At 34.6% G+C, this 25,780-nt stretch carries 27 protein-coding genes; 14 read left to right on the top strand and 13 right to left on the bottom strand.

The features are described from left to right. Positions 1 to 57 precede the first annotated feature (57 nt). A complete protein-coding gene (locus tag OO013_RS04155) occupies positions 58 to 1,524 on the top strand; it encodes a vWA domain-containing protein (protein WP_266055412.1) in 1,467 nt (488 codons plus the stop codon). A gap of 50 nt (positions 1,525 to 1,574) precedes the next feature. Here the strand turns inward: OO013_RS04155 and OO013_RS04160 are convergent, their stop codons facing one another. Then, positions 1,575 to 2,357, bottom strand: coding sequence for a response regulator transcription factor (locus OO013_RS04160; protein ID WP_266055413.1), 783 nt, complete (start codon positions 2,355 to 2,357; stop codon positions 1,575 to 1,577). Between the two features lie 279 nt (positions 2,358 to 2,636). On the opposite strand from OO013_RS04160, the gene OO013_RS04165 reads away from it, so the two are divergent. Continuing rightward, entirely contained in the window at positions 2,637 to 3,869 is a 1,233-nt protein-coding gene (locus OO013_RS04165; protein WP_266055414.1) for an APC family permease, read from the top strand. Positions 3,870 to 4,027: 158 nt separating this feature from the next. On the opposite strand, the gene OO013_RS04170 is transcribed toward OO013_RS04165, so the two are convergent. Then, positions 4,028 to 4,708, bottom strand: a complete 681-nt coding sequence (locus OO013_RS04170) for a hypothetical protein (RefSeq protein ID WP_266055415.1) — start codon at positions 4,706 to 4,708, stop codon at positions 4,028 to 4,030. Positions 4,709 to 5,025: 317 nt separating this feature from the next. Between OO013_RS04170 and OO013_RS04175 the strand changes: the two genes are divergently transcribed. From OO013_RS04175 to OO013_RS04185, 3 genes are all read left to right on the top strand, one after another. Continuing rightward, positions 5,026 to 5,778, top strand: coding sequence for a PepSY domain-containing protein (locus OO013_RS04175; protein WP_266055416.1), 753 nt, complete (start codon positions 5,026 to 5,028; stop codon positions 5,776 to 5,778). A 188-nt stretch (positions 5,779 to 5,966) separates the two neighbouring features. Beyond that, positions 5,967 to 6,971 (top strand): hypothetical protein, encoded by a 1,005-nt coding sequence (locus OO013_RS04180; RefSeq protein WP_266055418.1) that lies wholly within the window; start codon positions 5,967 to 5,969, stop codon positions 6,969 to 6,971. A gap of 3 nt (positions 6,972 to 6,974) precedes the next feature. After that, positions 6,975 to 8,390: an MBOAT family O-acyltransferase gene (locus tag OO013_RS04185; RefSeq protein ID WP_266055419.1), complete on the top strand. Its 1,416-nt coding sequence runs from the start codon at positions 6,975 to 6,977 to the stop codon at positions 8,388 to 8,390. 4 nt (positions 8,391 to 8,394) lie between these two features. On the opposite strand, the gene OO013_RS04190 is transcribed toward OO013_RS04185, so the two are convergent. Then, entirely contained in the window at positions 8,395 to 8,904 is a 510-nt protein-coding gene (locus OO013_RS04190) for a hypothetical protein (RefSeq protein WP_266055420.1), read from the bottom strand. Between the two features lie 344 nt (positions 8,905 to 9,248). On the opposite strand from OO013_RS04190, the gene OO013_RS04195 reads away from it, so the two are divergent. Continuing rightward, positions 9,249 to 11,585 carry a TonB-dependent receptor gene (locus tag OO013_RS04195; protein WP_266055421.1) on the top strand — a complete coding sequence of 779 codons (2,337 nt, stop codon included), beginning with the start codon at positions 9,249 to 9,251 and terminating at the stop codon, positions 11,583 to 11,585. 161 nt (positions 11,586 to 11,746) lie between these two features. Further along, positions 11,747 to 13,090, top strand: coding sequence for an adenylate/guanylate cyclase domain-containing protein (locus OO013_RS04200; protein WP_266055422.1), 1,344 nt, complete (start codon positions 11,747 to 11,749; stop codon positions 13,088 to 13,090). A gap of 2 nt (positions 13,091 to 13,092) precedes the next feature. On the opposite strand, the gene OO013_RS04205 is transcribed toward OO013_RS04200, so the two are convergent. From OO013_RS04205 to OO013_RS04245, 9 genes are all read right to left on the bottom strand, one after another. Further along, on the bottom strand, positions 13,093 to 13,476 hold the full coding sequence (locus OO013_RS04205) for a VOC family protein (protein ID WP_266055423.1): 384 nt from the start codon (positions 13,474 to 13,476) through the stop codon (positions 13,093 to 13,095). A gap of 31 nt (positions 13,477 to 13,507) precedes the next feature. Then, positions 13,508 to 13,945: a hypothetical protein gene (locus OO013_RS04210; RefSeq protein WP_266055424.1), complete on the bottom strand. Its 438-nt coding sequence runs from the start codon at positions 13,943 to 13,945 to the stop codon at positions 13,508 to 13,510. 42 nt (positions 13,946 to 13,987) lie between these two features. Next, positions 13,988 to 15,118, bottom strand: coding sequence for a chromate efflux transporter (gene chrA / locus OO013_RS04215; RefSeq protein WP_266055425.1), 1,131 nt, complete (start codon positions 15,116 to 15,118; stop codon positions 13,988 to 13,990). 64 nt (positions 15,119 to 15,182) lie between these two features. Further along, complete coding sequence (locus OO013_RS04220; protein ID WP_266055426.1) at positions 15,183 to 15,599, bottom strand: hypothetical protein; 417 nt, start codon at positions 15,597 to 15,599, stop codon at positions 15,183 to 15,185. A gap of 135 nt (positions 15,600 to 15,734) precedes the next feature. Continuing rightward, complete coding sequence (locus tag OO013_RS04225) at positions 15,735 to 16,712, bottom strand: glycosyltransferase family 2 protein (protein ID WP_266055427.1); 978 nt, start codon at positions 16,710 to 16,712, stop codon at positions 15,735 to 15,737. A gap of 2 nt (positions 16,713 to 16,714) precedes the next feature. After that, complete coding sequence (locus tag OO013_RS04230; RefSeq protein ID WP_266055428.1) at positions 16,715 to 17,299, bottom strand: hypothetical protein; 585 nt, start codon at positions 17,297 to 17,299, stop codon at positions 16,715 to 16,717. Between the two features lie 90 nt (positions 17,300 to 17,389). Next, positions 17,390 to 18,304, bottom strand: coding sequence for a carbon-nitrogen hydrolase family protein (locus OO013_RS04235; RefSeq protein ID WP_266055429.1), 915 nt, complete (start codon positions 18,302 to 18,304; stop codon positions 17,390 to 17,392). 78 nt (positions 18,305 to 18,382) lie between these two features. After that, entirely contained in the window at positions 18,383 to 19,396 is a 1,014-nt protein-coding gene (locus OO013_RS04240; protein WP_266055430.1) for a hypothetical protein, read from the bottom strand. Positions 19,397 to 19,491: 95 nt separating this feature from the next. Next, entirely contained in the window at positions 19,492 to 19,860 is a 369-nt protein-coding gene (locus OO013_RS04245) for a hypothetical protein (protein WP_266055431.1), read from the bottom strand. 209 nt (positions 19,861 to 20,069) lie between these two features. Here OO013_RS04245 and OO013_RS04250 point away from each other — a divergent pair, with 209 nt between their 5' ends. The 5 genes from OO013_RS04250 to OO013_RS04270 all read left to right on the top strand — a co-directional run bounded on the left by OO013_RS04250 (position 20,070) and on the right by OO013_RS04270 (position 23,710). Next, positions 20,070 to 20,858 carry a DUF1206 domain-containing protein gene (locus OO013_RS04250; RefSeq protein ID WP_266055432.1) on the top strand — a complete coding sequence of 263 codons (789 nt, stop codon included), beginning with the start codon at positions 20,070 to 20,072 and terminating at the stop codon, positions 20,856 to 20,858. A 16-nt stretch (positions 20,859 to 20,874) separates the two neighbouring features. Beyond that, entirely contained in the window at positions 20,875 to 21,114 is a 240-nt protein-coding gene (locus tag OO013_RS04255) for a hypothetical protein (RefSeq protein WP_266055433.1), read from the top strand. Positions 21,115 to 21,202: 88 nt separating this feature from the next. Beyond that, complete coding sequence (locus OO013_RS04260; protein ID WP_266055434.1) at positions 21,203 to 21,994, top strand: MlaE family ABC transporter permease; 792 nt, start codon at positions 21,203 to 21,205, stop codon at positions 21,992 to 21,994. 2 nt (positions 21,995 to 21,996) lie between these two features. Further along, positions 21,997 to 22,749, top strand: coding sequence for an ABC transporter ATP-binding protein (locus OO013_RS04265; RefSeq protein WP_266055435.1), 753 nt, complete (start codon positions 21,997 to 21,999; stop codon positions 22,747 to 22,749). A gap of 1 nt (position 22,750) precedes the next feature. Further along, positions 22,751 to 23,710 carry an MlaD family protein gene (locus OO013_RS04270; protein ID WP_266055436.1) on the top strand — a complete coding sequence of 320 codons (960 nt, stop codon included), beginning with the start codon at positions 22,751 to 22,753 and terminating at the stop codon, positions 23,708 to 23,710. 1 nt (position 23,711) lies between these two features. On the opposite strand, the gene OO013_RS04275 is transcribed toward OO013_RS04270, so the two are convergent. Continuing rightward, positions 23,712 to 24,641 (bottom strand): mechanosensitive ion channel family protein, encoded by a 930-nt coding sequence (locus OO013_RS04275; protein WP_266055437.1) that lies wholly within the window; start codon positions 24,639 to 24,641, stop codon positions 23,712 to 23,714. Positions 24,642 to 24,904: 263 nt separating this feature from the next. Between OO013_RS04275 and OO013_RS04280 the strand changes: the two genes are divergently transcribed. Further along, positions 24,905 to 25,468, top strand: coding sequence for a type 1 glutamine amidotransferase domain-containing protein (locus OO013_RS04280; RefSeq protein ID WP_266055438.1), 564 nt, complete (start codon positions 24,905 to 24,907; stop codon positions 25,466 to 25,468). Between the two features lie 56 nt (positions 25,469 to 25,524). Then, complete coding sequence (locus OO013_RS04285) at positions 25,525 to 25,716, top strand: CsbD family protein (RefSeq protein WP_266055439.1); 192 nt, start codon at positions 25,525 to 25,527, stop codon at positions 25,714 to 25,716. Positions 25,717 to 25,780 lie beyond the last annotated feature (64 nt).

Here is a 25,780-nt window from a genome sequence, read left to right on the forward strand (position 1 = left end):
TCTGGTGTTTTATTAATAATCATTAACCTATAAATCAAAACCTAAACCTATAATACTATGAAAAAGCTAATTCCATTTCTGAATCTGTTTACCATTTTCTTCATAATGTCATGTGAAGAATCTTTTAATGATTTTGGTAGTAGCATGCCAGTTAGCTATGATCAAACGGCACAAGGAGATCGGTATAATGAAGTTCAGGAAAATCCATTCATTTTGGTTAAAGACCAACCTGTATCGACATTTTCTATTGATGCCGATGGAGCTTCGTATTCCAATGTGCGACGGTTTTTAATGCAGGATAATATGATTCCTCCTTCAGGAGCAATCCGAACTGAAGAGATGATCAATTATTTTGAATTTGATTATGAATTTACAGCAGAAGGCCATCCGGTTTCACTTAATGGAGAAGTAAGTGAATGTCCATGGAATACAGATAACAAGTTGATTAGAATCGGCATGAAAGGAGAGCCGCTTCCTGCTGAATTACCTCCTTCAAATTTTGTTTTTCTAATTGATGTATCTGGTTCAATGGCTTCAGAGGATAAGTTGGACCTTTTAAAAAGCGGATTTATAATGTTGTTAGATGAGTTGTCTCCAAATGACAGAGTGGCAATAGTTACTTATGCGGGATCTTCAAACCTGGTTTTAGAATCAACTCTGGCAATTGAGAAAGAAAAAATTAAGAATGCAATATCCCTTCTTGGTGCTGGAGGAGGTACAGCAGGAGCCGAGGGAATTAAAACTGCCTATGAAATAGCTCAGAATAACTTCATCGAAGGAGGGAATAATCGTGTTATTTTAGGGACCGATGGTGATTTTAATGTTGGCGTTTCCTCACAAGATGAATTAGTAACTTTAATTGAAGGCAAGCGTGATATTGGAATATTTTTGACTGTTCTTGGTGTCGGAAGAGGAAATTTAAATGATGGCATGATGGAACAGGTAGCCAATAATGGAAATGGAACATATGAGTACATTGACAATGTCTCACAGTTATTGAAAGTCTTTGTGTATGATTATGGTAAATTTTTCACAGTAGCCAAAGATGTTAAGGTTCAGGTAGAGTTTAATCCGTTGGTTGTTGAATCATATCGTTTGATAGGATATGAAAACAGACTATTAAATCAAGAGGATTTTGAAGATGATACTAAAGACGCCGGAGAGATTGGAGCAAATCAGAATATCACAGCTCTTTATGAAATAAAAACGCTAAGCAATCCTGAATTTCGGATTGTGCCAACATTTACAATTGATTTCAGATATAAGAAACCTGATGAAGATGTTAGTGTTCCCCTGGAACTAGAAATATTTGATGAGGGTAATTCATTTCAGGAAGCAAGTGATTATATGAAATTCACTTCAGGTGTAGCTTCTTTCGCAATGCTATTAAGAAACTCACAATATAAAGGCAATGCTACCTTTAATGATGTTAACACTTGGGTTAATTCCACTAATCTAACCGATCAGCATAATTTTAAAGAAGAATTTACTTTGCTGGTAGATAAAGCGAAAAGCTTAAAATAAAATGCCAGATGATAAGAATGGGAAGGAGGTATTAATGCCTCCTTTCTTTTTTAATCTAAAAGTTCAGCTCTTTTGGCTTTGCTGTAGGCTTCAACAACATTATTAACATCGAGTTTTTTAATAATATTTTTTCTGTGTTTATCTACTGTTTCTTTACTTACGTGAATTTTTTCTGCGATGTCTTTGCTGGTAAGTCCCTTCCCTACATAATTTAGAACTTCAATCTCTCTTTTACTTAAACACAAATCCTCTTTGCTTGCTTTGTCGGGAGTTTTAAATATTATGTCGTACTCATTATTTTCATTCAGACACATTAAAATTCCTTTTGGTTTAGACTTGCCTCCACTACCTAAAACAGTCACCTGGCTTAAGAATAAATAGGGTATTCCTTCATTATTTAATGCGATAGGTATATGGCCATCAGAAATGTTAATATATTTACCAGAGCCATTTTTAAGTCTATAATGAAGCTGGAAATTAGTTTTCAGTCTTTGTTTTTCTGGTAATCTGATGATTTCATTGACTATTTCTCCAACGATCATATGCCATTGTTCAGTCTCATCAGGATGAATACGTGATAATATATAATTCACCCCATCTCTATAAAGATCCTGAAGCTTAAGACCTGTGCAATGCTCGACGTTTTTAGTAATAAATTCATATTTCTGATTTGCAGAATTAGTTATAAATAAGAAAGTCATACCAATGGGTAAATATTTCTCAGACTCCCTTAAATTCTTTACATGTTTTTGAAGCAACAAAGTATCCACTTCAGGTGTCGCTGAAACGATTTCCAAATATTGCTCATAAATGGATTTTCCCTTTTGATTCATTTTACTGGGCTTATAAAAAATTCCGTTAAATATAAAATGTACAATATACCCATTTATGGTAATTGACTACTAATCGTAATAAAGATACTTTTGAATATAATATGAGATTATTAGAGTCCCTAGTTTAGAGGGGTAAAAAAATTCTATGGGTTTCAAGAGCTTAAAGGTGTGATTCATCACACCTTTTTTTATTTAAATACTTAACAATAATCATTCTTCAGGTTTATTATTTGACAAAATACTTACTATCTTAATTTAAATCCACTCAAATACAGTTACATGTCTAATAAAAGGCAAAATGAAAAGCTGGAGCGATCAATGAGTGGCACCATGCTTGCCATTTATGGTGCTGGTACAATTTTAGGTGCTGGTATTTTTGTTTTAATAGGTAAGGTAGCAGGAACCGCAGGTTATTGGGCTCCTTTGGCATTTTTACTTGCAGCTATTGCCGCAGGTATAAATGGGATGGTGTATGCCGAACTTTCAACAAGAGCTCCTGGTGCAGGAGGGCCAAGCACCTATGTCCAAAAAGCATTTGGCAGAAAATGGTTTTCACATGTTATCGGATGGATGATAGTTGCGACAGGTGTTGTTTCAGCAGCTACTATCACTGCTGGATTTTCAGGTTACCTGACTCATTTCATAGAGGTACCTGAATGGATTGTACGCTTAGGAGTATTGATCTTGTTAGGGGGAGTTGCCGCCGCTGGGGTCAGTGAGTCTGCCAAATTTATGGCGATTACTACCAGTATGGGGCTAATTGGTTTAGGGATTGTTATTTATGCAGGCTTGTTTAATAATAGTCAGGATGAACTAATAACTTTTAGTAATGAACTGCCGGCTCTATCTGACATGGCGATTATCTCAGGTGTAGCAAGTGCTACCTTTTTGGCTGTCTATTCATTTATAGGTTTTGAAGACATGGTACACATGGCTGAAGAAGTGAAACAGCCCGCCAAATCAATGCCAGTAGCTATAGCCTTTGCTATTGGTTTGGCTGCGATTTTATATGTAGTTGTATCTGCCGCATCATTAAATGTATTAACTCCCGAGGAGCTCAACAAGAGTCAGGCCCCCTTGGTTGATGTTATAGATAAAGTAGGTTATAAGGTATGGCCAATGGCAATTTTAAGTCTGGCTATCATTTTAAATGGAGCTTTAGCCCAGATTATCATGGCCACCAGGGTTATTTATAGCATGGGTGAAGAAGAGGGGGCGCCAGATTGGATGGGTGAAGTCAATAGCAAAACCAAAACACCTTTAATAGCTACAATAGTTGCTACTAGTGTAACAATTGCCCTCGCATTATTTTTTCCATTAAAAACTTTAGCAAGCATTACCAGCTTTATAATGTTATTAGTCTTTGTTTCTTCAAATCTGGCACTTATCAGACTAGAAAAAAGGACTCCTGAAGCTCCTTTTGATACTCCAAAATGGGTTCCGTGGGTAGCATTAGTTATAAGTATTTTATTAATAATAGCCAGTTTTTTTGTAACTGGGAGTGGGCACTGATATATTTATATTTAAGATATATGCCCTTTTATCAATCAGAACTTATAGATAAAAAATGCTATAATATTATTAGTTCGTTACAAATGATAGATTACTTCTTTGTAACGAACTAATAAAAAACAGTTCTTAACTGAATAATTTTTAAAAGGAATCCATAATTATTCCCACGGATTTGAAGTCGTACATAAGGCTTGATACTTATCAGAAGTATAACTTATGAAAACTAAATTAGCTACATTACCACTAGCGGCATAAGATTCGCCATATGGAATATGGGCTAAATCCGTATCATTGTAAACACCCAGATATCCTTTATTGTCACCTAAACGGAATGAACTTCCATTTTTAAGTGTAAAATAGTAAGTTTTTTTACCAGAATGTGCTGGTAGTGCATTTCCTAGTGATTTGAACCCACTTTTGTTGGTGGATTCTGATATTTTAACATACATTCCTCCTTCTGATCCCTCGTTGGTAGATCCTCCAGCTTCATATTTAAATGCGAAAACATAGCTATTTGGAGCTATGTGTGGTTTAGCTTTATTCATATAATTAGCTCTCGTAAACCCACTATTTGAAACATAACTTGTGCTCGCAGCAATATTAAATAAGGAATCATTCATTCCGCAAACTGATGCGTTGCTGATTTTTGTTTTTAGTAGATTATATTCATCTTCTGTTATTTCAATCCACTGATTATCTTCAGCTTCAAGATAGCTGGAAACAGATGTTTCAAGTTGTGCTTCCAATTGTGATTGTTTGGTTATTTCAGAACCTTCATCCTGACATGACATAAGTGCAAAAATTAAAAAGAGAGCACTTCCAAAAATTTGTGATTTCATATAAAAAATGTTTTGGTGATTATGAATCAAAATAAAGGCATTTATCTTAAAAAGTCATCTGAAATAAAATTATTTTATTTTGTCTTTAAGCTAGTATATATATAAAGTAATGTGAATCCGTCATCTTTACGGGGGATAATTTTGTCAGTATTTGAAGAGGTAACAAAAGGATTGATTGGTATCAGAGATGTATTAAGTAACAACAAGAATACTGAATGAGATCTCTCCTTTTTTAATTAAAAAAGCGTTATAATATTACAAAGACGGATTAATCATCCGTCTTTTTTTATTTTTGTTGTTTGATTTTTTTGAGCCCAATGAAAAGAAACAAACAATTTTATGCCAGGAAACTTCACCGGTATCTTGGTCTGTTTATCGGAATACAATTTATAGGCTGGACTATCAGTGGTTTATATTTTAGTTGGAACAACATCGATGATGTACATGGCGACCATATGAGAAAAGAAGTTCCAGCCCTGACTTATGAAGCAGGTATGATCTCTCCGGATAGTGCCTTTAAAAGAATAGAATCTGTAGACCAGTTTGATTCCTTGCACAGTTTTAAACTAATAAGAATCACTGATAAACAATATTATCAAATAGGATATTACTCAAAAGACCATTCAGGCCATAAAGGACATGTCAGTTTTAAGCTTGTCAATGCCAGTACTGGTGAGTTGAGAGAACCCCTGGATAAGGATATGGCGATAAAAGTTGCTTCAGAACAACTAGTTTCTCCAGCAAAACTTAAAAATGCCACCTTATTGTCAGAAGTAGGAGATCATCATGAGTATAGGGGCAGGCGATTACCTGTCTGGGCGGTAGATTTTGACGACCCTGATTGTACTGTGTATGTCAGTCCGGAATTGGGTACTTTTCAGACTATCAGGCATGATCAATGGAGAGTCTTCGACTTCCTCTGGATGTTCCATACAATGGATTATGCGGGTAGAGATGATTTTAATAATTGGTTGCTGAAACTCTTTTCGATATTCGGTTTATTTACTGTAATCAGCGGATTCGTACTTTTTGTTATGTCTTCAAGGACAATCAAGAAGCTTAGAAAGTAATTATAGTTTATAATATTAATCAGAGCCGACAGTTTATGTCGGCTTTTTTATTATTTATAGGCTTAAAGCTTGGAAATTAGATGTCAATATGAACGCCTTAATCGTCTAAAGCGAATCGTTCATAGTATTATTTAAAGATATATTTTAATCATTTGTATTTTTTTATATATTGATTGAAATTTTGAGCCTTGAAATACACCAACTTACTATTCGCCTTACTAATCGGTTTTATACTGTTAGTCGGGTATGAGCTTTATTTTAGAAGTATTGATAATCCTCGATATGATGACAATGAGGACCTTTGGGCAGATCAAAGAAGGCGATTGGATGATCTGGATGAGGATGATGTGGTGGTCATCGGTTCATCCAGAGCACATCAGGATATTAATATACACTTATGGGATTCTTTAACGGGTAGAAGGCCATTACAATTAGCATTGCCTGGCTCCCCGCCTTATCCGATACTGGAAGATATAGTTGATAATAGTCAGTATAATGGCCTCCTAATTATAGGAGTCGCCCCCGGATTGTTTTTCATGCCGGCTAATCATCCCCAATCTTTAGAGGTATATCAAAAATCAGTGGATTATTACAATAAACAGACTTACGCACAAAAGTTAAATCATATACTTTATAAACCCTTTGATCACAAATTAGCCTACGTGAATAATGAGGATTATTCCCTTAGATCATTATTGGAAAGTATTCAATTTGGCAATAGAGATTCTGTCAGGGGGCCTTTGGAATGGCCTCATATGATCGATGTTGATGAATATAGAAATTCGAGCATGACAGATCAGTTTGAAGTCGATACAGTTCTTCAAAACATGCAAAAAAATATCTGGAGCATGTTTGCTAATGGGCCTCAATACAATTATGATTCGACCCGTGAAGAGGCCATCGATCAATACGTCAGGAAGATCAAAATTTTTAAAGATAGAGGTGGGAAGGTTGTATTTATCAGGCCGACAGTTACAGGAATCTATTATGAAAACAGGAATATGATCCCTCGGGAAAAATACTGGGATGAGTTATTAAAAAGAACTGAAAGTCGAGGGTATCATTTTTTGGATCATGAGGAAATAAAAGATTTTGATCCTCCGGAATGGTCTCATTTTAATAAAAAAGAACGAGATCTGTTTACACAGTTTTTAGTTAGGAAACTACAGGAAGACGGTCTGATTAAAGATTAAGCCATGCTATTTAATACACTTGGATTCATATTATTTTTCATTGTTATCCTGATCCTATACTATGCTCCTTTATTGGGTTGGAAGGGTAAAAAGATCATGCTTTTAATAGCCAGTTATTTGTTTTATGGTTTGTGGAATCCTCCTTTAATTCTATTGCTTTGGATATCCACATTAGTAGACTGGACTGCAGGAAATAAGCTTTATAAATTATCTGATAAGTCAAAGAAAAGATTGTGGTTGCTACTTAGTATATGTGTAAACCTGGGTTTTTTAGGTTTCTTTAAATACGGTGAATTTCTGCTTAATAATTTTATTGAGTTTGTCAATTTATTCGGATTAGAATATGTCCCTCCGGAATTTGACATTATTCTGCCAATGGGTATTTCATTTTATACATTTCAAACCATGTCTTATACCATCGACATGTATAGAAACCGTATAAAACCAGCTAAAACTTTTCTGGATTTTGCGCTTTATGTCACATTCTTCCCTCAGTTAGTTGCCGGACCGATTGTCCGTTCTGATGAATTGATACCTCAATATTACGAACCTAAAAAAGCGAGTCAGAATCAGTTTGTACTGGGACTACTATTACTTTCTATAGGACTATTTGAAAAGACAGTCTTTGCAGATTCATTATTTGCACCTGTTTCAGACCGCGTATTTGGGACAGATGGTAATTTACCTGCAGTAGATGCCTGGGCGGGAGTACTAGCATTTTCAGGACAGATATTCTTTGATTTCGCCGGGTACTCTCTCTGCGCTATTGGTATTGCACTGGCACTTGGATTTAAACTTCCGGATAATTTCAGGTATCCGTATGGAGCGATCGGATTTTCTGATTTATGGGGTCGCTGGCATATTACCTTATCCAGTTGGTTAAGAGATTATCTCTATATTCCATTAGGTGGAAATAGGGGAACATTGAGCAGAACCTATGTGAATTTGATGTTAACCATGTTACTTGGTGGATTATGGCATGGCGCGGGGTGGACTTTTATTTTCTGGGGATTGTTACATGGACTTTATCTTATCATTGAAAGGTTTTTAAAGGATAAGGTTTCTATTAAATCATCCAATATTTTATTGAATATATTCTTGGCTTTTCTGACTTTTCAGTGTGTAAATATCACCTGGGTATTTTTCCGGGCACAGAATTTCGAAATGGCAATAAACCTACTCGGGTCGATGTTTTTTATAAATGAAGGTGAGCCTCTTTTATGGACATCGAGTTTGGTATTTGTTTTCGGCTTTATGATGTTAGTATTTGCAGGTCATTATGCTATGAGAAATAAATCTCTGGTCGGAGTAATCGAATCTAGTCCGCGATGGTTCGTAACTATTGTATGGGGAATTATGATATTTGGACTTTTTATAGTCCAGACTACGGGTAAACAATTTATTTATTTTCAATTTTAAAGGATTACTCAGGCAGGTATTTTTCAGGTAGAGGGTTTTCTTTATTCTCGCTTTGCCAGAAAATATTTATAATCCACCATCGATGCCCGTCATTCATCAGTTGAATGCTATTAATTCCCCTGGAAAATGGCTCAGTATCTTTACTGCTATGAAAAGATTCATATGTACTGAATACGTGGGTGATGTGACCAAAAGATTCAGTTATTCTGTGAATTTCTTTTTCATAAAAGCCATTGCTAACCAACCTGATACCAAAACGTTCTACATATTGTTCGGGAGTCATATACATAGCCATTGTATCTGCCTGTTGTCCTGTTGTTGGGATAAGTTTCGCATTCGGATGAAACAGTTCTAAAAAAAGCTCCCAGTCTCTTGCTTCACCCTGTTCCCCCGAAATAACAGAATAAAGTGTTTTTATAATGTTGTCTAGTGATTTAACATGATCATTATCCTGTGCAAACCCTTTTAAATTTATAATAAGAAATAAGGAAATTAAAAGTGTCTTTAGCTTCATGACAAATATTTTTTAGACAATATAATGATATTTTCTTTTTTAACTTTTAGTGAAAGAATAATTTCCTCATAGGGTATTATTCTGGTTTTCCATCAAACTTATTCTTCAAATCTTTGGGCACTTGAAAAGCTGATTTCCCAGGAAATTCCTTCTGTTTTGTGATTTGTTTTTCCTGTTTTATGTATTACATGCAGTTAAACATGAGATGAGGAAACTTCAAATTTGGTTCAGATTTGTAGCCTATCTTAAAATAACATTGATTACACCTCAATATTTAGATGTCTGTTTAAACAAATTTTAATTTTCCTAAACATCTGTTACGTTCAAACTGTTTTTAATCATATATGCGATACTTCACGATAATATTCACATTGCTTTTAATTTCCACTAGCCATTTTCTGTTTTCCCAGAATAGTGTTATTAAAGGAATAGTAATCGATGAAAGTTCAGGTGAAGTATTACCTTATGCGCAGGTAGCTATTTATGAGGATATCAATCAGTCACCATTTACAGGAGCTACTACAAACGATGATGGTCGTTTTAATATACCCGTAAAAAGTGGAAAATATGATGTGTTAATATCTTTTGTGGGCTATGACGATAAAATTTTGAAAGATTTAGAGGTTTCATCAGACGGGCTTGATTTGGGCAAAATTGCAATAGTACAAACAGCCAAAGAAATGGATGCGGTGGTTGTTGAAGGCTCAAAGATTAATCAACCAATAAAATCAACCATAGAAGGCCTGGAAGTAAGGCCCGATCAAACTCTTACGAATTTAGGGGGATCTTTACTTGATGTATTAAGAAATACACCTTCAGTCCGGGTTTCTTCTGATGGATCCGTATCCTTAAGAGGAAGCAGTAATACAAATATTTTACTTGACGGTAGAAATTCAGCCATGACCTCAGATCTGGAACAGATACCTGCCAGTGCTATAAAGAGTATTGAGATCGTAACAAATCCAAATGCTAAATACGATGCAGCAGCTGCTGGTGGAGTGATAAATATTAAACTTAAGCAAGGAGAAGATCTTGGAACAACCGGTAAGATCGAAGGAACTATCGGGACAAGGATGAGAACTAATACCAATATCAATATAAGTCATAAAACAAACAAGTATTCAATTTATGGTGGATATAGCTATCGTAGCTGGCCCAGAGTGGGAAGCTCCTGGACCGAGCGAATAACTTATTCAGACAACAGGTATTTATACCAGGATAATACAGATGAAAGGAAAGACCGGGAACACACTTTTAACATTGGTGGAGATTATATTTTTAGCAGTAAGCATAAGCTAAGCTACGAGGGAGCTTTTAATAAAGAATTCGAAGATGATTATGAGAGACGGAGAACCAGGCTTGAAGACCTTGATGACGGTACTTTGATTAATGCTTATACCCGTGATAATAATGAAACAGAAGATAATTTTTCTATGGATAATGCGATTATTTATGAGTATTTATTTGAAGACAGTACTAAGTCATTCAGAGCATTAGCAAGTAGCAGTTTCAGAGATCAGTTGGAAGAGCAGGATATTGATGTATACAATGGAACTACTGATCCGGAAGTTGAACCTAATGCATTTGAGAGGTCTATTAATGACGAATTTAGAAGAACATCTGTAATCCAGGCAGATTATCAGCAATCATTGTTCAATGGGAAACTTGAAGCTGGCTACAAGTCAACTTTCAGAAGTTTTGACAATGATTACAAGTATGAGATATATGATAATGCAGAACAGGAATGGATCAATCAGGTAGATATTACAAATCGCTTTTTATATGAAGATCAAATTCATGCGGGATACTTTATTTATAGTAACAACATCAAAAAGATAGATTATTCCTTTGGTGTGAGGGGGGAAGGTACGATAGTAGATACTAAGTTATTTACTACCGGTGAAACAAATGGCCAGCGGTACTTTAATTTATTTCCTAGTGCAAGACTGGCTTATAATTTGACCAATAAAAGTACATTTAAAGTTACTTATAGTAGAAGAATAGACAGGCCAGGTGGTTGGAGGTTAAATCCATTTCCTGATGTTTCTGATTCACTTAATGTCAGAGTAGGTAATCCAAATCTTCAACCAGAGTATATCAATTCCTTTGAGCTGGGATACATGTTCGATAACGGAAAAATCAATATTACTGCTAATGGTTTTTACCGAAATGTTGACGGACAGGTTGACTGGATAGTAGAAGTAGTTGATGGGATTTCTTATCGTGGCCCAAGAAATCTAGTCTCCAGCCAGACTTATGGGTTTGAAATAATTAATACAACCAATGTTCTTGAATGGTGGTCATTAAATATGAGTTACTCGTTATTTCAAACGGAGGTTGACGGGACGAATATTGATGAAGGATTCACCAATAGTGGTTTAGCCTGGTATGCTAAATTCACCAGTGATTTTAAACTTCCCCTGGATATAAATATACAATTAACCGGCAATTATGAATCTCCGGAGATTGAGGCTCAGGGCAGGGATCTTGCAAGATATTATATAGACGCAACCGTTCAACGTGGGTTTGGTGATTTTAATGTAAGTCTGACAATGAGAGATGTATTTAATACCCGTCGATTTGCTGGTGAAAATATTGGATCTGATTTTGAACAGCGATTTGAAAGAAAACGTGAAACACAAATTTTTTTGTTAACTGTGGGGTATAATTTTGATCTCTAAATTAGAATGTCCCTATTAACTAGATTTGCAGCTGCAGTATTTGATAATAGTGATTCTTTTGGATTGAATGATTTCATATTAAATATTGATTTTACTTCATAATTACAATAGGAATCAAAAAAATAGAGTAAATTTATTAGAGTCATAATTACCACACCATTATGGAAAGGCCTGCTTTTAAGGTCAGGTATTGTAGTATAAACCGGGAGGTTTACACCTCTGATCCTGATAAATCTATTTTAGAAGTTTCAATTGAAAATAAAATCCCTCATTTACATGAGTGTGGAGGAAATGGGCGATGCACAACCTGTAGAATCAGAGTAATAGAAGGAGCTGAAAATCTAAGCAGAGCTACACCACTTGAAAAAGACTTAATAAGAAAAAGAAACTGGGACCCTTCCATTCGGCTTGCTTGTCAGGCGCATGTTAGAGGTGATGTGGCTATTCAACGCATTGTATGGACCAATGCAGAAATAAGTAAACTGCAACTTGAAACTCTTCCGCCAGATATTGGAGAGGAGAGATCATTGGCAATACTTTTTTGTGATATGAGAAATTTCACTGTATTAGCCTCTAATCATCCTAACTATGATCTGGCTCATATGCTAAACACACTATTTACTAATCTGGGTGATCCTATACTGATGAATAATGGGATTATTTATCAGTATGTTGGAGATGAAATAATCGGATTGTTTGGAACTGCTTCCCTGGATGGTGAACGTGCCTGCATGGATGCTATCAGAGCTGCCCTGGGCATGAAATATGCTCTGGAAAGACTTAACAGATTAGAATTTCGAGATTTTGATGAAAAAATCGAAGTAGGAATTGGAATTCATTATGGGCGAGCTTTCGTAGGAAATTTAGGGCATCCAAAACATAAACAGTTTTCTGTATTAGGAGATCCGGTTAATGTAGCCAGTCGGATACAGGATATGAACAAGCCTTTGAAAACCAATTTACTGGTTTCAGAAGAATTCATAAGTAATTTAAAACCAGATACATTAAAGACCGGCATTAAAGAGAGTGTCAATTTGAAGGGTAAAGAACAGACATTTAATCTGATTGAGATACTTGGATTCAATCACTTTGATACAAATCTTGAAATTCAGGCTTCAATGGAGCTATTGTTGAAAGATAGTGATGATTTTGCAGAATGCTTTTACAATAAATTATTTCAACGGGCTCCGGCAATTCGAGAATTATTTAAGAAAAATATGCTCGAACAGGGAAGGATGCTTACCCATATGCTTGGTGGTATTATCTACGGACTTAGCAGACCTGAAAACTTACAGCTTGGATTGTATAGTCTGGGCAAGCAACATATAAAGTATGGGGTAGAAAAAGAACATTATGCAATACTTAAAGAAGCCTTACTCGAAACGATTGAAGAAAGGCTTGGAGAGTTTTATAAACCAGAAATTGTAAAGGCCTGGAGTAATGCTATTGATCTGATTACCGAAATAATGATTAGCAGTTATAACCATCAAAAAGTCGTTAGCTGATTTTATTTCTCTATAAAATCTATTTTATTTCCATAGATGTCTTTGATAATCATCACTTTTCCATGAGGTAATTTTGTTGGTTTTTGAATGATAGAGACACCTTTTTCTAAAAACGATTGATAATCTTTATCAACATCGTCAGTCTGGACAATAAATAATACTTTCTCACCTGCCTGGTTGCCAACCAAAGACTTTTGATTATTATTAATTTTGTTCAAAACAATAGAACAATCACCTTCATCAGAAGGTGATACAGTTACCCATCGTTTTTTTTCTGATACAGGAGTGTCTTCCTTCAAAACAAAATTTAGAGTTTTGACATAGAAATCAATAGCCTCATCATAATCATAAACCAGTAAGCAAATATTTATTATAGATTTTCCCATAGCTGAGGAAATTTAGTGTGCCGGGCAAGTATTAATCTTTGTTGTTAACAGGAGAATAATAGAGCGCCGGCCCATCGCAGGGTGCTGAACCTCCCTTTAATTCGTTTTGTTCAATAGCTAAATGCTCAACAGCTTCTCCGGTACAATTATCAATTAATTGAGAGTCTTCAGAATATACTAATTTTAAATGTTTCCAATCATTAGTGTTTTCCTTAGTATATCTACCAGAAGCAGATTCAACTTCATCGTTTGTAATCCTTGTTTTAGTAAATGAACCATCTGAATTAAAGACGTAGAACTCTTCGTAGGGTATATCTTCTTTTGTTATTTCAGTTCTTGTTCTTTGAGCCTCCATTTTGGTCAGTTCCCATTTTCCTTCAATGGGAGTTTCATTTTGTACAACATTATCGCTACTGCTGCAGGCAACAATTAATATAGCAGTTAAAAAAAGGTTGATAAGATTTTTCATAATGAGTTTTTAGTTAATGTTACACAAAAATCAATCCATTATTTAAATTAAAGTCAGGAGATATCCTAGTACACCAGAGCCAAATACAATCCACATAGAGTTTAATTTTTTTGGTCCAAAAGTGAAAAACAACCCAAGCGCAGCCAGTAGAATAGTTTCCCAATTGATTAAAGTGTCTTTTCCCATTGATATTAAAACAGCCATCATTACGGCAACTGCTGCAATATTTACAGAATCCAGAAAACCACGGAGGAAGAGAGATTTTCTCATTTTTGGCACCAATGGGTTAAGAATCCACACAAAGAGAAACGAAGGTAGAAATATACCCAGAGTGGCAGCCATAGCCCCTTTTACGCCTGCCAGTTGGTAGCCTATGAACGTTGATGTTGACAAAACCGGACCCGGAGTAAATTGGCCCACAGCGATAGCGTCGATCAATTCTTGTCTTGATAACCAACCTTTCATAACAAGCTCAGCATCCAGATATGCGAAAAGCACATATCCACTTCCATATAATACTGCCCCAACTTTTAAAAATGACCAGAATACTTGAGAAGCAGAAATGATTTTTTCTGACGAATCTGATGACCAAAAAATATATGTCAGTGGAATGAATGAATTAAGAGTACTGCCTTTTGATTTAATGTAAAAATATAGAGCACCGACAATACCAGCTCCTAAAAGGGCTAGGATCTCATTAACGCCCAGAACACTTACTATTAAAACGAGTAAGCCCAGCACAGCAAGCTCCACATTCTTTAAAGCTTTTTTACCAAGTTTAAAGATTGCTGCTGCTATAATTGCCAGTACAGCGGGTTTAATGCCGTAAATAAATGGCTCTACTTCAGGTAGTTGTCCGTATTCGGTATACAGCCAGGCTAATACTCCGGTTATTATCACAGCTGGGAAAATAAAGCAAAATCCTGCGACAAACAGACCGGGAATTCCTGCTCGTTCATGACCGCAATGCATGGTCATCTCAGTTGAGTTTGGTCCGGGGATAAGATTTGTTGCACCCATCAAATCCAGAAAATGTTGCCTGGTCATCCATTTTCTTTTATTGACTACTTCTTCCTCCATCATTGCTACGTGGGCTGCAGGTCCACCAAAAGCAATACAACCTAATTTGAAAAATAATAAAGCAACTTCCTTTAAGTTTTGCTTTTGAGTCATGTCAAAAAATTTAAGAATTTAACTTCAATGAATTTCTTAACAAAAATAATATTTCTGGAAATAATTAATTGATAGAAATAGAAAAACTGAACTGCTCAGACTTTATTTCAGTATTAAAAATGAAACTATAAGTCCCTTTGGATTGAGGTGTGAATTCATATATTTTTTCAACAACGGATTCTGCCTGTGTGCACGGATTACATCCATCGTAAATACCTGTAGCATTAATGTAAGTAATATCTCCATTTCTGGAGTCCGTTATTTCCTGAAAAGTTTCACATGAATTGGATAATACTATCTTCAAATTTATTTGAATTGTTTGACCAACCCTTGCAGAAGAAGGAGCTTCTGTATCCCGGATAACTAGATATTTATCTTCCTCAATACAATCAATTACCTCATCAGGATCATTTCGATCACAGGAAAAAATTAAAAATAATCCTATTATAAAAATCTTGTATTTAATAATGCTAGTGTGCACTGGTAGTGAAATTTTGTTTATGAGGTTTTGCCTGTATTAAATAATTGTTGATTGTATGAAGATATTAAATAATCTGTTTAAAAAAAATTTGGATAAAAAGACTGAATAATAATGGAATGCTATTATTTCCTTATTTCATCTAAAATAATAATAATCTTTATTTCGCTTCAGTTTTAAAAGTGTCATTAGTTGATGGATCTTTTTCTTTTCATTCAGATCTCCAATTGTAATGATGATTTTTGAATTTTCTTGAGTGAGTTTTTTTATGAAATCATTATCGATCTGGCGAGGTTTTTCTTTTAACCAATCGTGATCAATATTATTTAATTGAAGTATTTGTGACATCGTCTTGCCTTTTATACCACCTCCAAATATAATAACATGCTCATTTGAATATTCAAGCTTTAACCAATGGTATGTTTTTAATTCGAAAAATGCTTTTTGCTGATATAGATCACTGTTTCGACTTGTTCTATCAGGGTGTTCTCTCCAATAGTGAAGAGTTTTTGCAATACTTTTTACTGACAGGTTATTTTTGTAGAATCTGAATATGAGATCATAATCTTCGGGATAACGATCAAAATCAAATGCCCCTGCTTTATCAAGATCATATTTGTAAACCATCCAATTTGGTGAAGCAATTACACATTCTTCATAAATATGCTCCCATTGTTTATCATTTTCACACAATTGATTTAACCATCTCTCATACTCTTTATATCCTTCAGATACCCCGTCACTGGAAAAATATTCTACCATTGAAGTTACAATATGCCCTTTCCCCAAATTTGTAAGCCTGGCTTTTAATTCATATAGCTTATTCATTGACATGATATCATCGGCATCCATTCTATGAATTAGGCTTCCTTTAGAGTGCTTGTATCCAGTTCGTAAGGCGGATATAATTCCTTTGCCCTGGTTGGACAAGATTCTGATCCTTTGATCTCTTTTTTTATATTTTTCAATTATTGATCGTGAAGTATCTGCTGAATGGTCATCTACAGCGATTAGTTCCCAATTTTTCTCTGACTGATTAAGAATGCTTTCAAGTGATTCAGTAAGGAATTTTTCGGCATTTTTTACAGGCATTAATATGGAAATCAAATCATCCATTATCAGCTATTTACTTTTTCTGATAATTTTAGAGCTTCATATATTGCCTTCCTGTCCCGATAGTACCAAACATGATAAAAGAAAGCTCTTTTAAGGCATTGAATTGAAAAAATGAAAGCGATAGTACTTGTAACAGTCCATTCAAGCCATAAGTTTGAGTGTTCGATTAATTTTATAGTGCCTGTAAATCCGAAAAATAAAAATCCCAGAGATAAATTGTGAGACATAGCTCGGAGGGCATTCCAGAGATCGAGAGTATCTGCGTTTCTTGGACTGAATTCTCTTATCAGAGCATCCATTTTAGCCGGTGCTAATTTAGGTTTTAAGTACGATTTGGGTACTTGCCAATATTTTAATCCGACTTTAGTGTGAACCCAGTATCCAAGATTATGAATCCCGTTTCCTACCAGATAAGCTGCAATCATCCCAATGGTAAAAACTGATAATGATACATCATTGAAAGGCTTGATTAAATCTTTGATGCTTTCGACATCTTTATTTAGGATTATTGTAGCTGAAAATATTAAGAATGATCCAGGTAATACAAATCCAAAAAAATCGAATAAAGTGTACTTTATTTTCTCCATGAATATTTTAAAGAGTAGTAAACGACTGAAAGTGAAGAAATAAAAGTACAGTTAACTATACTAAAATAAAAGCCTTATTGAAAAATTGAGTCATAGTGATTTTCGATCTTTTGATCTGGGATCACTTATAAGATCCCCACTATGGAATTGGCCATTAATAGACCTTTCTCTCCAATATTTTGTAGAATCATAATAGTCTTTTGATGTATCTATCCTGGAAATAAGAATATCTTTTTCATTCTTATTTAATTTACCTGTAATAACACCATCCGGTCTGACCATAAAAGAGGGCCAACAGGATTCAGGTGCTGAGGTATTGCTAGCGCTTATATAAATATGATTATTTGCTGCATATGAAATCATTGTTGCAGGCATTGTGATTTCTGGATAAGTCGAGCCAGGATTTAAATCCCAATAGCTTTTATCAATAGGGTTTTGAATCTCTTTTAATTTTTGCGACGATAAATTTCCTGCATAGTATGAATGAAATACAATTTCCACTCCCATTAATTTTAATTGCCGATACAATTCAGGATATCGGTATTCATGACAAATCAAGACACCACATTTAATTTTATTTATCGTAAAAGTAGTGAAGTGGTCTCCCGGTGTGAAGTGGGCTAATTCATCATTTAATTTGTCAGTGCCAGCACAAAACATTTTGTCGTACCGGTCAACAATTTCCCCGGCTGTATTTATAATATATAAGGAGTTGTGAGGTTTGTCTGTTGAAGCTAAAGGGTGGGAAGATCCTAATATTACCCATATTTTCATTGCTTTTGAAAATTCCATTATTTCCCTGGTCGATTCTTTGAGTAAATTCCAATCGTAATTTTTAAAATTAATAAAATCAATGCCAGGGTACCCTGAAAGTGCATTTTCAGGAAAATGGATTAAATCACAACCACTTTCTGACGCTTCTTTAATTTGAGAAATAATGTGTTTTTTATTACTCAAAATATCTGAGCTAACAGGAAATTGACTAGTAGCAATTTGGATTTTCATTTGGGTATTAGTCAGGTTTATATAAATTTTTAGGTAACACAAGCCAAGTAGGTCTGCCTTTCTGTTATTTCATTATAATTATACATTCAATTTATCATTTACTGCGTTTACAAATTCCTGTTTTTGATCAATAAAAATACCTAAAGTCCTATATTTTATTTTCAGGCCGTAATACCCATTAAAGACAGCTTCTTTTTTAAGATGAATTATTAAATTATGACTATCCAATTTGCCTAAAACAGAAAAGTTTTTGGCCGTTTTTTCCTCCGGAAGATCCCTGCTGCTGATTTCGATCGATTCTATGTTTGAAAAAGGTATTTCGGCTTCGTTGAATACCCCATATCGAAGAACAATTTTTTCTTCATCAATATAAGATGGGCGTTGAGGAATAGATTTTATAAGACCAAATATTTGGATACCACTATAGATGCTCAAAGCCGATAATATCCAGGCTACAGCAACATTCCATTTGACAAGTAATATATGTAGAATGAATGTCTCGCTTATAATTAATAAAATAATGATTGATAAAAGGGCAATCGAACCACCAGATTTATGGAAAGAAAACTGATTTACTTTTAATTCAGGAGATTTCCATTTGAAAAAACCATAATATATTATTGCTATTTCAGCTGCAAAAGGCTTAAGGAAAGGGTTGGGAATGATCTCTTTACATGTTTTTAATAATGCTTCGTAAAAATCAGGAGTATCAGATGTGTTTTTCTTTAATTGAAGGAATGCTATTCTTACTTTATAAATAACATAGGAAATGAGTACTATTTCGAAAACAGGAAGAGCATAAACCTTGAAAAACTGTAAATAATACTGGTTCTTTTCAGGTATTATCAAAAATCCGATGACTGTACAAAGGATTAGAACCGGAACTAAAGTAGTTAGGGGTATTTTTGTTTTTCTTATTGTAAAAAAATAAGCTACAGGGATTGTGATCAACAGATCAAAAATAATTGCCTTTGAAAGAATTGAATCAGCGCTATGAAGATCAATTTTATAACTTAAAATAACAATACCTATTAGTAGTAAAAATGGTATCGAGATTTTAAGAATTCTTAGATGGTTAAAGATTAGACTCATTATTTAATAACTTAATAGATCTTTATAAAATTAGTCAGTTAAGAATTTAAGGCGAAAGGTTTTAAACTTTATTTGATAAGTGGTTTAAAATGATTTTAACTGACTCTGTAGGTGTTTTTAAGAGAAATAATGCTGATGATTAACAAGGTTAGTAAAATAAAATTTTCTCCTGAAAGAACTAACATCACATATCCATAAGAATAGAAGTCATACCCTAGAGAAAGCAGGACTAAAATCAAAATTACAATTAAATATTTCAAGACATATTTAGAGCCACTTAAAATCAAATAAGCAAAAATAAGAGCGGTGATCCCACATAGTGTTTTTGTGAAAATCACATATTCAGGGAATTCAATAAGATTTTTGGTATGAGGATCTTTGAATACAATGGTGAGTACCTGAATGATATACATAGATCCAAGGATTAACCACAGAACACTTAAAATTATCTTTTTATATGCCATTGATTTTGGAACATATCAGAAAGAAAGAAGTTTTTTAATTCTTAAAAATTTATTTGTAGTCTACATAATTGTAGAAATAACTCTACAGTTAATCTCCATTATTCTTAATTATCTTCATTTATTTAATGTATTAGGCAAGTGATCGATTTTTGCATATCAAAGTAATGACTCCCATAATAGGAGAATATTTACTATTAAAATATACGAAGATGGACGATAAAAAAGAAAAATTAGCGAGGTTTGGGATAGCGACAAAGGGATTTGTTTACTGCCTTATTGGAGTTTTAACAACTATGGCAGCTATTGGAATGGGTGGTAAAGCTACCGGGTCGTCCGGAGCTCTTGAGTCGATAGCAGGAGGAACCTTTGGGAAAATTTTGCTAGGTATAACAGTTGTGGGATTATTGGGTTATATATTCTGGAGGATGATCCAGGCTTTTGAAGATCCTGAGAATAAGGGTTCCGATTTTAAAGGGATAGCCAGAAGAACGGGATACTTTTTTAGTGGATTATTTTATGGTTTTCTGGCATTTACTGCTATGGAAATTCTTATGGGTTCACAATCAGGCGGTGGATCCGGAAGCAATGAAACAATTGTTGCTAAATTATTAAATCAATCGTTTGGTCAGTATTTGGTTGGTGGATTAGCTTTAGTATTCTTTGGGAAAGCAATTTATCAATGGTACCGAGCATTTTCTGATAAATTTAAAAGTAAGGTTAAGGAAAGTGGCCTGGATCAGAAAGCCCGCGATCTGCTTATTAATTCGGGTAAAATTGGTTATATATCGAGAGGTGTTGTTATAGCAATTATCGGATATATGACACTCAGAGCAGCAATAACCGCAAGCTCATCACAAGCTGGAAGTACTAAAGAGGCTTTTCATTTCATTCAAAATGAATTCGGTACCTTTTTACTTATTTTGATAGCAGTAGGGTTATTTGCATACGGAGTATTTATGTTCGTCAAAGCTCGTTACAGAAGGATGGTATCTGTTTAATTAAAAAAGTTTATAAATGAAAATCACAAAAAATCAAATTATATATACAGCAGGAGCATTTTTAGTTAGTTATGGAGTAAAAGCAGGGTTAAAATATGGTTACAAAAAGATATATGGTAAAAAATTACCTGATAATCCTGAGAAAAGCGGAATAGATGCTACGCAAGCAATAATCTGGACCGTGGGAATCTCCGCTCTGGGAGGTTTGGCAAAGCTTCTGTATCGCAAAAATATGTATTCTTTAAAGGAAAGTTAATTTTTCATCATTAAATTATAAGTATTGATGCTTATCTACAAGTTTCCGGCAAACTCAATGCCGGTTGTTTGTCAATTAAAAATGATATATGAAAGTACCTTTTTCGGTTAAAAAAATTATCTATGTACATCTAGTAGAATTTTTTGATAAGGTAGGTCAGATCGTACATTTTTCAGGCAGGTTTTTTAAGGACCTGTTTACCCCTCCTTTTGAATGGCAGGAGATTCTTAATCAGACATTTACATTAGGATATAAATCATTCCCGTTAATTGGTGTTACTGCTTTTATTGTCGGGACTGTATTTACTATGCAATCTTATCCTACGATGGCTTCCTTAGGAGCAACCTCCTGGATTCCTACTATGATCTCGATATCTATTGTAAGAGAAATAGGGCCTCTAATAACAGCATTAATCTTTGCCGGTAAAGTCGGTTCGGGCATTGGTGCTGAGTTAGGATCAATGAAGGTCACTGAGCAAATAGATGCGATGAAGGTTTCAGGGACAAAGCCTATAAATTATTTAGTAGTAACGAGAGTTATCGCAACTTCTCTTGCAGTACCCTTATTAGTTATTTATACAGATTTGATTTCATTTATGGGGTCTTACTTTGCTTTGAGCAGAGAAAAAGATATTACATTAAGTCTGTATTTAAATCAGGTATTAAATTCTCTGGACTTTCAGGATGTTATTCCTTCAATATTTAAATCCTTTGTATTTGGTTTTGCTATTGGGATGGTTTCTTGTTATCAGGGCTTTTATGCTGATAAAGGCACTAAGGGGGTTGGTAAAGCAGCCAATACATCGGTGGTAATATCATCCTTTTTGATATTTCTTATTGACTTAATAATGGTACAGATAGTTAACTTTCTATTTAATTAATTATGAAAGATAATATAGTCGTCGAGGCAGAAAATATAAAAAAATCCTTTGGAGATAATGTGGTGATCAAAGATATCAGTTTTAATCTCAAAGAGCTTGAACACCTTGCAGTTATGGGGCGTTCAGGGTCGGGGAAATCTGTACTAATTAAAAGCCTGGTAGGATTAATAGTGCCTGACTCTGGTAAATTAAATGTCCTGGGAGAAAATATTCTTGATATGGATGATGACGATATTGATGTTATCCGAAGACAGGTGGGATATTTATTTCAGGGTGGAGCTCTTTATGATTCTATGACGGTAGAAAGAAACATGAAATTCCCATTGCGTCGCCATCCTGATAAACCTTCAGAGTCTGAGATCAAAGACCTGGTAGATGAAACATTAGAAAACGTCGGTTTACTGGAGACAAAGAAAAAATATCCTTCAGAATTGTCAGGGGGAATGAAAAAAAGAATAGCATTGGCCCGGACATTAATCATGAGGCCAAAAATCATGTTATATGATGAGCCAACAACGGGCCTGGATATGATCACCTCTGCAGAAATTAGTGAACTCATTTTGAAAATGAGGGAAGAGTATGATATTTCGTCAATAATTATTACTCATGATGTCTCCTGTGTTGAACTTACTTCAGACAGAGTGATAATTCTTGGAGAAGGAACTTCATTAGCTGAGGGTACTTTTGAGGAACTCTCAAATTCAGAGGATAAAGATATCAGGTCATATTTCACTATGATCCATAAAAAGAAATAAAATGAAAGATAAAATTAAATTAGGGCTGTTTGTTATTCTAGGAGTATTAATACTGATCCTGGGATTATATTTTATAGGAGCCCGGGAAAATTTATTTAGTTCCAGTTTAAAAGTTGAAGCTTGTTTTTCGAATGCTGCAGGTATTCAGAAAGGTAGTGAAGTGCAGTTTGTCGGAATTCATGTAGGTTCAGTTGAAGCAATTAATATAATTGATGATTCGACTGTTTGTCTTCGGATGAGAATTGATGAAGATCAGGCAAAATTCATTACTAAGGATGCCATTGCTCAAATCGGAAGCGAAGGCCTTATGGGAAACAAACTTGTGAATATAACACCAGGTTCTGCTAAATCAGATAATATAGAAGATGGTGATAAGCTTTCAACAAAAGAACCAGTGAAGGTTGAAGCGATTATGGAAAGTGTAATGGAGAACAGTAAGAATTTAGAGAAATTCACTGCTAACCTTGCCAAGATTAGTGAAGATCTGCTTCAGGGAAAAGGTCTGGCAGGTAAACTTCTTACTGATACTACTTCTGAAGTGAGGATTGAATCAATTATTACAGAAATGGAGTTAGTTGCCGGAAACCTTCATGATGTAAGTCGTGGAGCTGAAGATGTGGTCGATAAAATATCAAGTGGTCAGGGAACTCTTGGGAAACTGGTTTATGATGAATCCATGAGCAAGGATATGGATCAAATGATGGATTCTTTGAATCATGCTACGCATAAACTAAATCTTACTTTAAAGAATTTATCTGAATTCAGTAAAAAGTTGAATGAAGGTGAAGGAGCTGCTGCAATGCTCGTTAATGATACGACGATGGCTCAAAACCTTAATAAAACCATTATTGAAGCTAAACAACGGAGTGTTGAGCTTGAAAAAACAATCGATATTATTAATGAAAGCTGGATATTAAATTTATTCAATAAGAATAAAAATAATCCGGAGAGGGGAGAGTGATTTAACTCTCTCCGTTAGATTCTCCATTTTCTGATCCCCGGGTTATTGATATTGGCATTTCTGAAAGTTTTTCTCCGCCTTTTATACCAAAATCCAGTGTTCTGATTGGGAAAGGTATTGTAATGTCGTTCTCATCAAAGGTCTTCTTAATGAGTTTGACTGCTTTGTGCCGCATCGATAGGAATCCTGGTTGATCTGGATATTTTACCCAAAACCTGATATAGAAATTAATTGACGATGAACCAAATTCATAATAATCGAAAATCATATTGTCCTGATCGATAACCCCCTCCATATTCGAAATGGCATCGCTGACAAGATCTTCCACTTTTTGCAGGTTATCTCCATACGATATACCTACCGCCAGGTCCACACGCCTTTTTCCAAGAATGCTATAATTATAAATACTGGACTGTAGAACGTCTTTGTTGGGAATATATACTTCTTGTCCCTGGAAGGTTTTAACCACGGTTACACGCAAGTTAGTTCGCTGAATTGTACCCATGATATCTTTAATCTCTACGATTTCCCCTACATGAAATGGTCTTCTAAAGGCCAAAATAACACCTGAAACAAAATTTGCTGCGATATCCTGAAAGGCGAAACCTAATGCCAGACCAACAATACCAACACCGGCTAGAGCAGAAGTTAAGGCTTTCTCAAGCCCTAAAACTCCGAGGATTATAAATAACCCAAACCCAATTATGGTATAATATAAAATTGTGGAAAACAGATTTCTTAATACTTCATTGGTTGATGTTTTTCTGAATATTTTATCAAATACTTTACTGCTCATTTTAGCCAGGAAAATGAACAGAATTAATATAATAAGAGACAATACCATATTAGGTATTAAATCGATCAGTGCTTCGAGCCATGAGGTTAGCTTATCTGTTATTACACTTAATGCATTGTCTATTTTAATTTCCATATCAGTTTCTTTTGTGAGAGTGTAGTTAATGCCATTTTTCTGTGCAATTCTATCCACATAAAAACCCCGAGATTTCCACGAAAAATGTAACTCTAAATTATCTGTCAGATAAATTATTAGTAAATCATCTTAAAAACAAGTTATAGAACTTTATAATAACGCATTCAATTGATTTTCATTATCTGCCTTTTTGAAACCTCTATTATGGCATGGTTTTTCCACTTTTATAAGTGAAGAATTAATGAATTAAAATATATATCGATATGAAAGTTTTAAATAATAAAAAAGTAGCTGTTTTATTAACTGATGGATTTGAAGAGGTTGAATTTACTAAACCTATGGAAGCCTTGATGAATTCAGGTGCTGATGTAGAAGTTATTGCACCAGAAGGTAAGAAGGTGAAGTCCTGGGATCATGATCATTGGAGTCGTGAGTATGATGTTGATAAAAATCTTGATGAAGTAAATTCTGATGATTATAACGCTTTAATGCTACCAGGTGGAGTAATGAATCCTGATAGTTTAAGAATGAATGATAAAGCAGTTGAGTTTGTGGGAGGTTTTTTTGAAAAAGGAAAACCAATAGCAGCAATTTGTCACGCTCCGCAATTACTGATAGAAACAGGAGCCTTAACTGGTCGTGAAATGACTTCTTACCCGTCATTAAAATCTGATATTAAAAATGCAGGTGCCAGATGGGTTGATAAAGAAGTTGTCGTAGATCAGGGGCTTACTACAAGTAGAAATCCTGATGATATTCCTGCATTCATTGATAAAATGATAGAGGAATTTGCCGAAGGAAAGCACGAAAGACAGAAGACAATTTAAGGTTTGTAGATAAACATCAATTAATCAATTCATTAAAATTAAAAAATAGAAATATTATGGGCGCAACTGAAGATAAAATTAAAGGAAACTGGAACCAGGTTAAAGGTAAACTTAAAGAAGAATATGGAGAGCTTACCGATAACGAACTGGTATATGAAGAAGGTAAAGAAGACGAATTACTAGGTCGAATTCAGGAAAAAACCGGTAAGACCAAACAAGAAGTCAAAGAATTTATTGATAGTATCTAATCTTTGAAAAAGAATGCTAAAAGAGGCAGCTTGGAAAAGCTGTCTCTTTTTATTTAATGTTTCT

This window comes from Mangrovivirga halotolerans, from assembly GCF_026241165.1.
GTDB classification, from domain to species: domain Bacteria; phylum Bacteroidota; class Bacteroidia; order Cytophagales; family Cyclobacteriaceae; genus Mangrovivirga; species Mangrovivirga halotolerans.

What these genes read in the sequence shown, in the direction of transcription:
- OO013_RS04285 (WP_266055439.1), top strand. Translation starts at nt 25,525, where the DNA reads ATGGGCGCAACTGAAGATAAAATTAAAGGAAACTGGAACCAGGTTAAA.
- OO013_RS04155 (WP_266055412.1), top strand. Translation starts at nt 58, where the DNA reads ATGAAAAAGCTAATTCCATTTCTGAATCTGTTTACCATTTTCTTCATA.
- OO013_RS04210 (WP_266055424.1), bottom strand. Translation starts at nt 13,945, where the DNA reads ATGAAAAATCTTATCAACCTTTTTTTAACTGCTATATTAATTGTTGCC.
- OO013_RS04195 (WP_266055421.1), top strand. Translation starts at nt 9,249, where the DNA reads ATGCGATACTTCACGATAATATTCACATTGCTTTTAATTTCCACTAGC.
- OO013_RS04165 (WP_266055414.1), top strand. Translation starts at nt 2,637, where the DNA reads ATGTCTAATAAAAGGCAAAATGAAAAGCTGGAGCGATCAATGAGTGGC.
- OO013_RS04235 (WP_266055429.1), bottom strand. Translation starts at nt 18,304, where the DNA reads ATGAAAATCCAAATTGCTACTAGTCAATTTCCTGTTAGCTCAGATATT.
- OO013_RS04175 (WP_266055416.1), top strand. Translation starts at nt 5,026, where the DNA reads ATGAAAAGAAACAAACAATTTTATGCCAGGAAACTTCACCGGTATCTT.
- OO013_RS04275 (WP_266055437.1), bottom strand. Translation starts at nt 24,641, where the DNA reads ATGGAAATTAAAATAGACAATGCATTAAGTGTAATAACAGATAAGCTA.
- OO013_RS04240 (WP_266055430.1), bottom strand. Translation starts at nt 19,396, where the DNA reads ATGAGTCTAATCTTTAACCATCTAAGAATTCTTAAAATCTCGATACCA.
- OO013_RS04280 (WP_266055438.1), top strand. Translation starts at nt 24,905, where the DNA reads ATGAAAGTTTTAAATAATAAAAAAGTAGCTGTTTTATTAACTGATGGA.
- OO013_RS04190 (WP_266055420.1), bottom strand. Translation starts at nt 8,904, where the DNA reads ATGAAGCTAAAGACACTTTTAATTTCCTTATTTCTTATTATAAATTTA.
- OO013_RS04255 (WP_266055433.1), top strand. Translation starts at nt 20,875, where the DNA reads ATGAAAATCACAAAAAATCAAATTATATATACAGCAGGAGCATTTTTA.
- OO013_RS04170 (WP_266055415.1), bottom strand. Translation starts at nt 4,708, where the DNA reads ATGAAATCACAAATTTTTGGAAGTGCTCTCTTTTTAATTTTTGCACTT.
- OO013_RS04205 (WP_266055423.1), bottom strand. Translation starts at nt 13,476, where the DNA reads ATGGGAAAATCTATAATAAATATTTGCTTACTGGTTTATGATTATGAT.
- OO013_RS04185 (WP_266055419.1), top strand. Translation starts at nt 6,975, where the DNA reads ATGCTATTTAATACACTTGGATTCATATTATTTTTCATTGTTATCCTG.
- OO013_RS04250 (WP_266055432.1), top strand. Translation starts at nt 20,070, where the DNA reads ATGGACGATAAAAAAGAAAAATTAGCGAGGTTTGGGATAGCGACAAAG.
- OO013_RS04200 (WP_266055422.1), top strand. Translation starts at nt 11,747, where the DNA reads ATGGAAAGGCCTGCTTTTAAGGTCAGGTATTGTAGTATAAACCGGGAG.
- OO013_RS04225 (WP_266055427.1), bottom strand. Translation starts at nt 16,712, where the DNA reads ATGGATGATTTGATTTCCATATTAATGCCTGTAAAAAATGCCGAAAAA.
- OO013_RS04230 (WP_266055428.1), bottom strand. Translation starts at nt 17,299, where the DNA reads ATGGAGAAAATAAAGTACACTTTATTCGATTTTTTTGGATTTGTATTA.
- chrA (WP_266055425.1), bottom strand. Translation starts at nt 15,118, where the DNA reads ATGACTCAAAAGCAAAACTTAAAGGAAGTTGCTTTATTATTTTTCAAA.
- OO013_RS04260 (WP_266055434.1), top strand. Translation starts at nt 21,203, where the DNA reads ATGAAAGTACCTTTTTCGGTTAAAAAAATTATCTATGTACATCTAGTA.
- OO013_RS04245 (WP_266055431.1), bottom strand. Translation starts at nt 19,860, where the DNA reads ATGGCATATAAAAAGATAATTTTAAGTGTTCTGTGGTTAATCCTTGGA.
- OO013_RS04160 (WP_266055413.1), bottom strand. Translation starts at nt 2,357, where the DNA reads ATGAATCAAAAGGGAAAATCCATTTATGAGCAATATTTGGAAATCGTT.
- OO013_RS04270 (WP_266055436.1), top strand. Translation starts at nt 22,751, where the DNA reads ATGAAAGATAAAATTAAATTAGGGCTGTTTGTTATTCTAGGAGTATTA.
- OO013_RS04265 (WP_266055435.1), top strand. Translation starts at nt 21,997, where the DNA reads ATGAAAGATAATATAGTCGTCGAGGCAGAAAATATAAAAAAATCCTTT.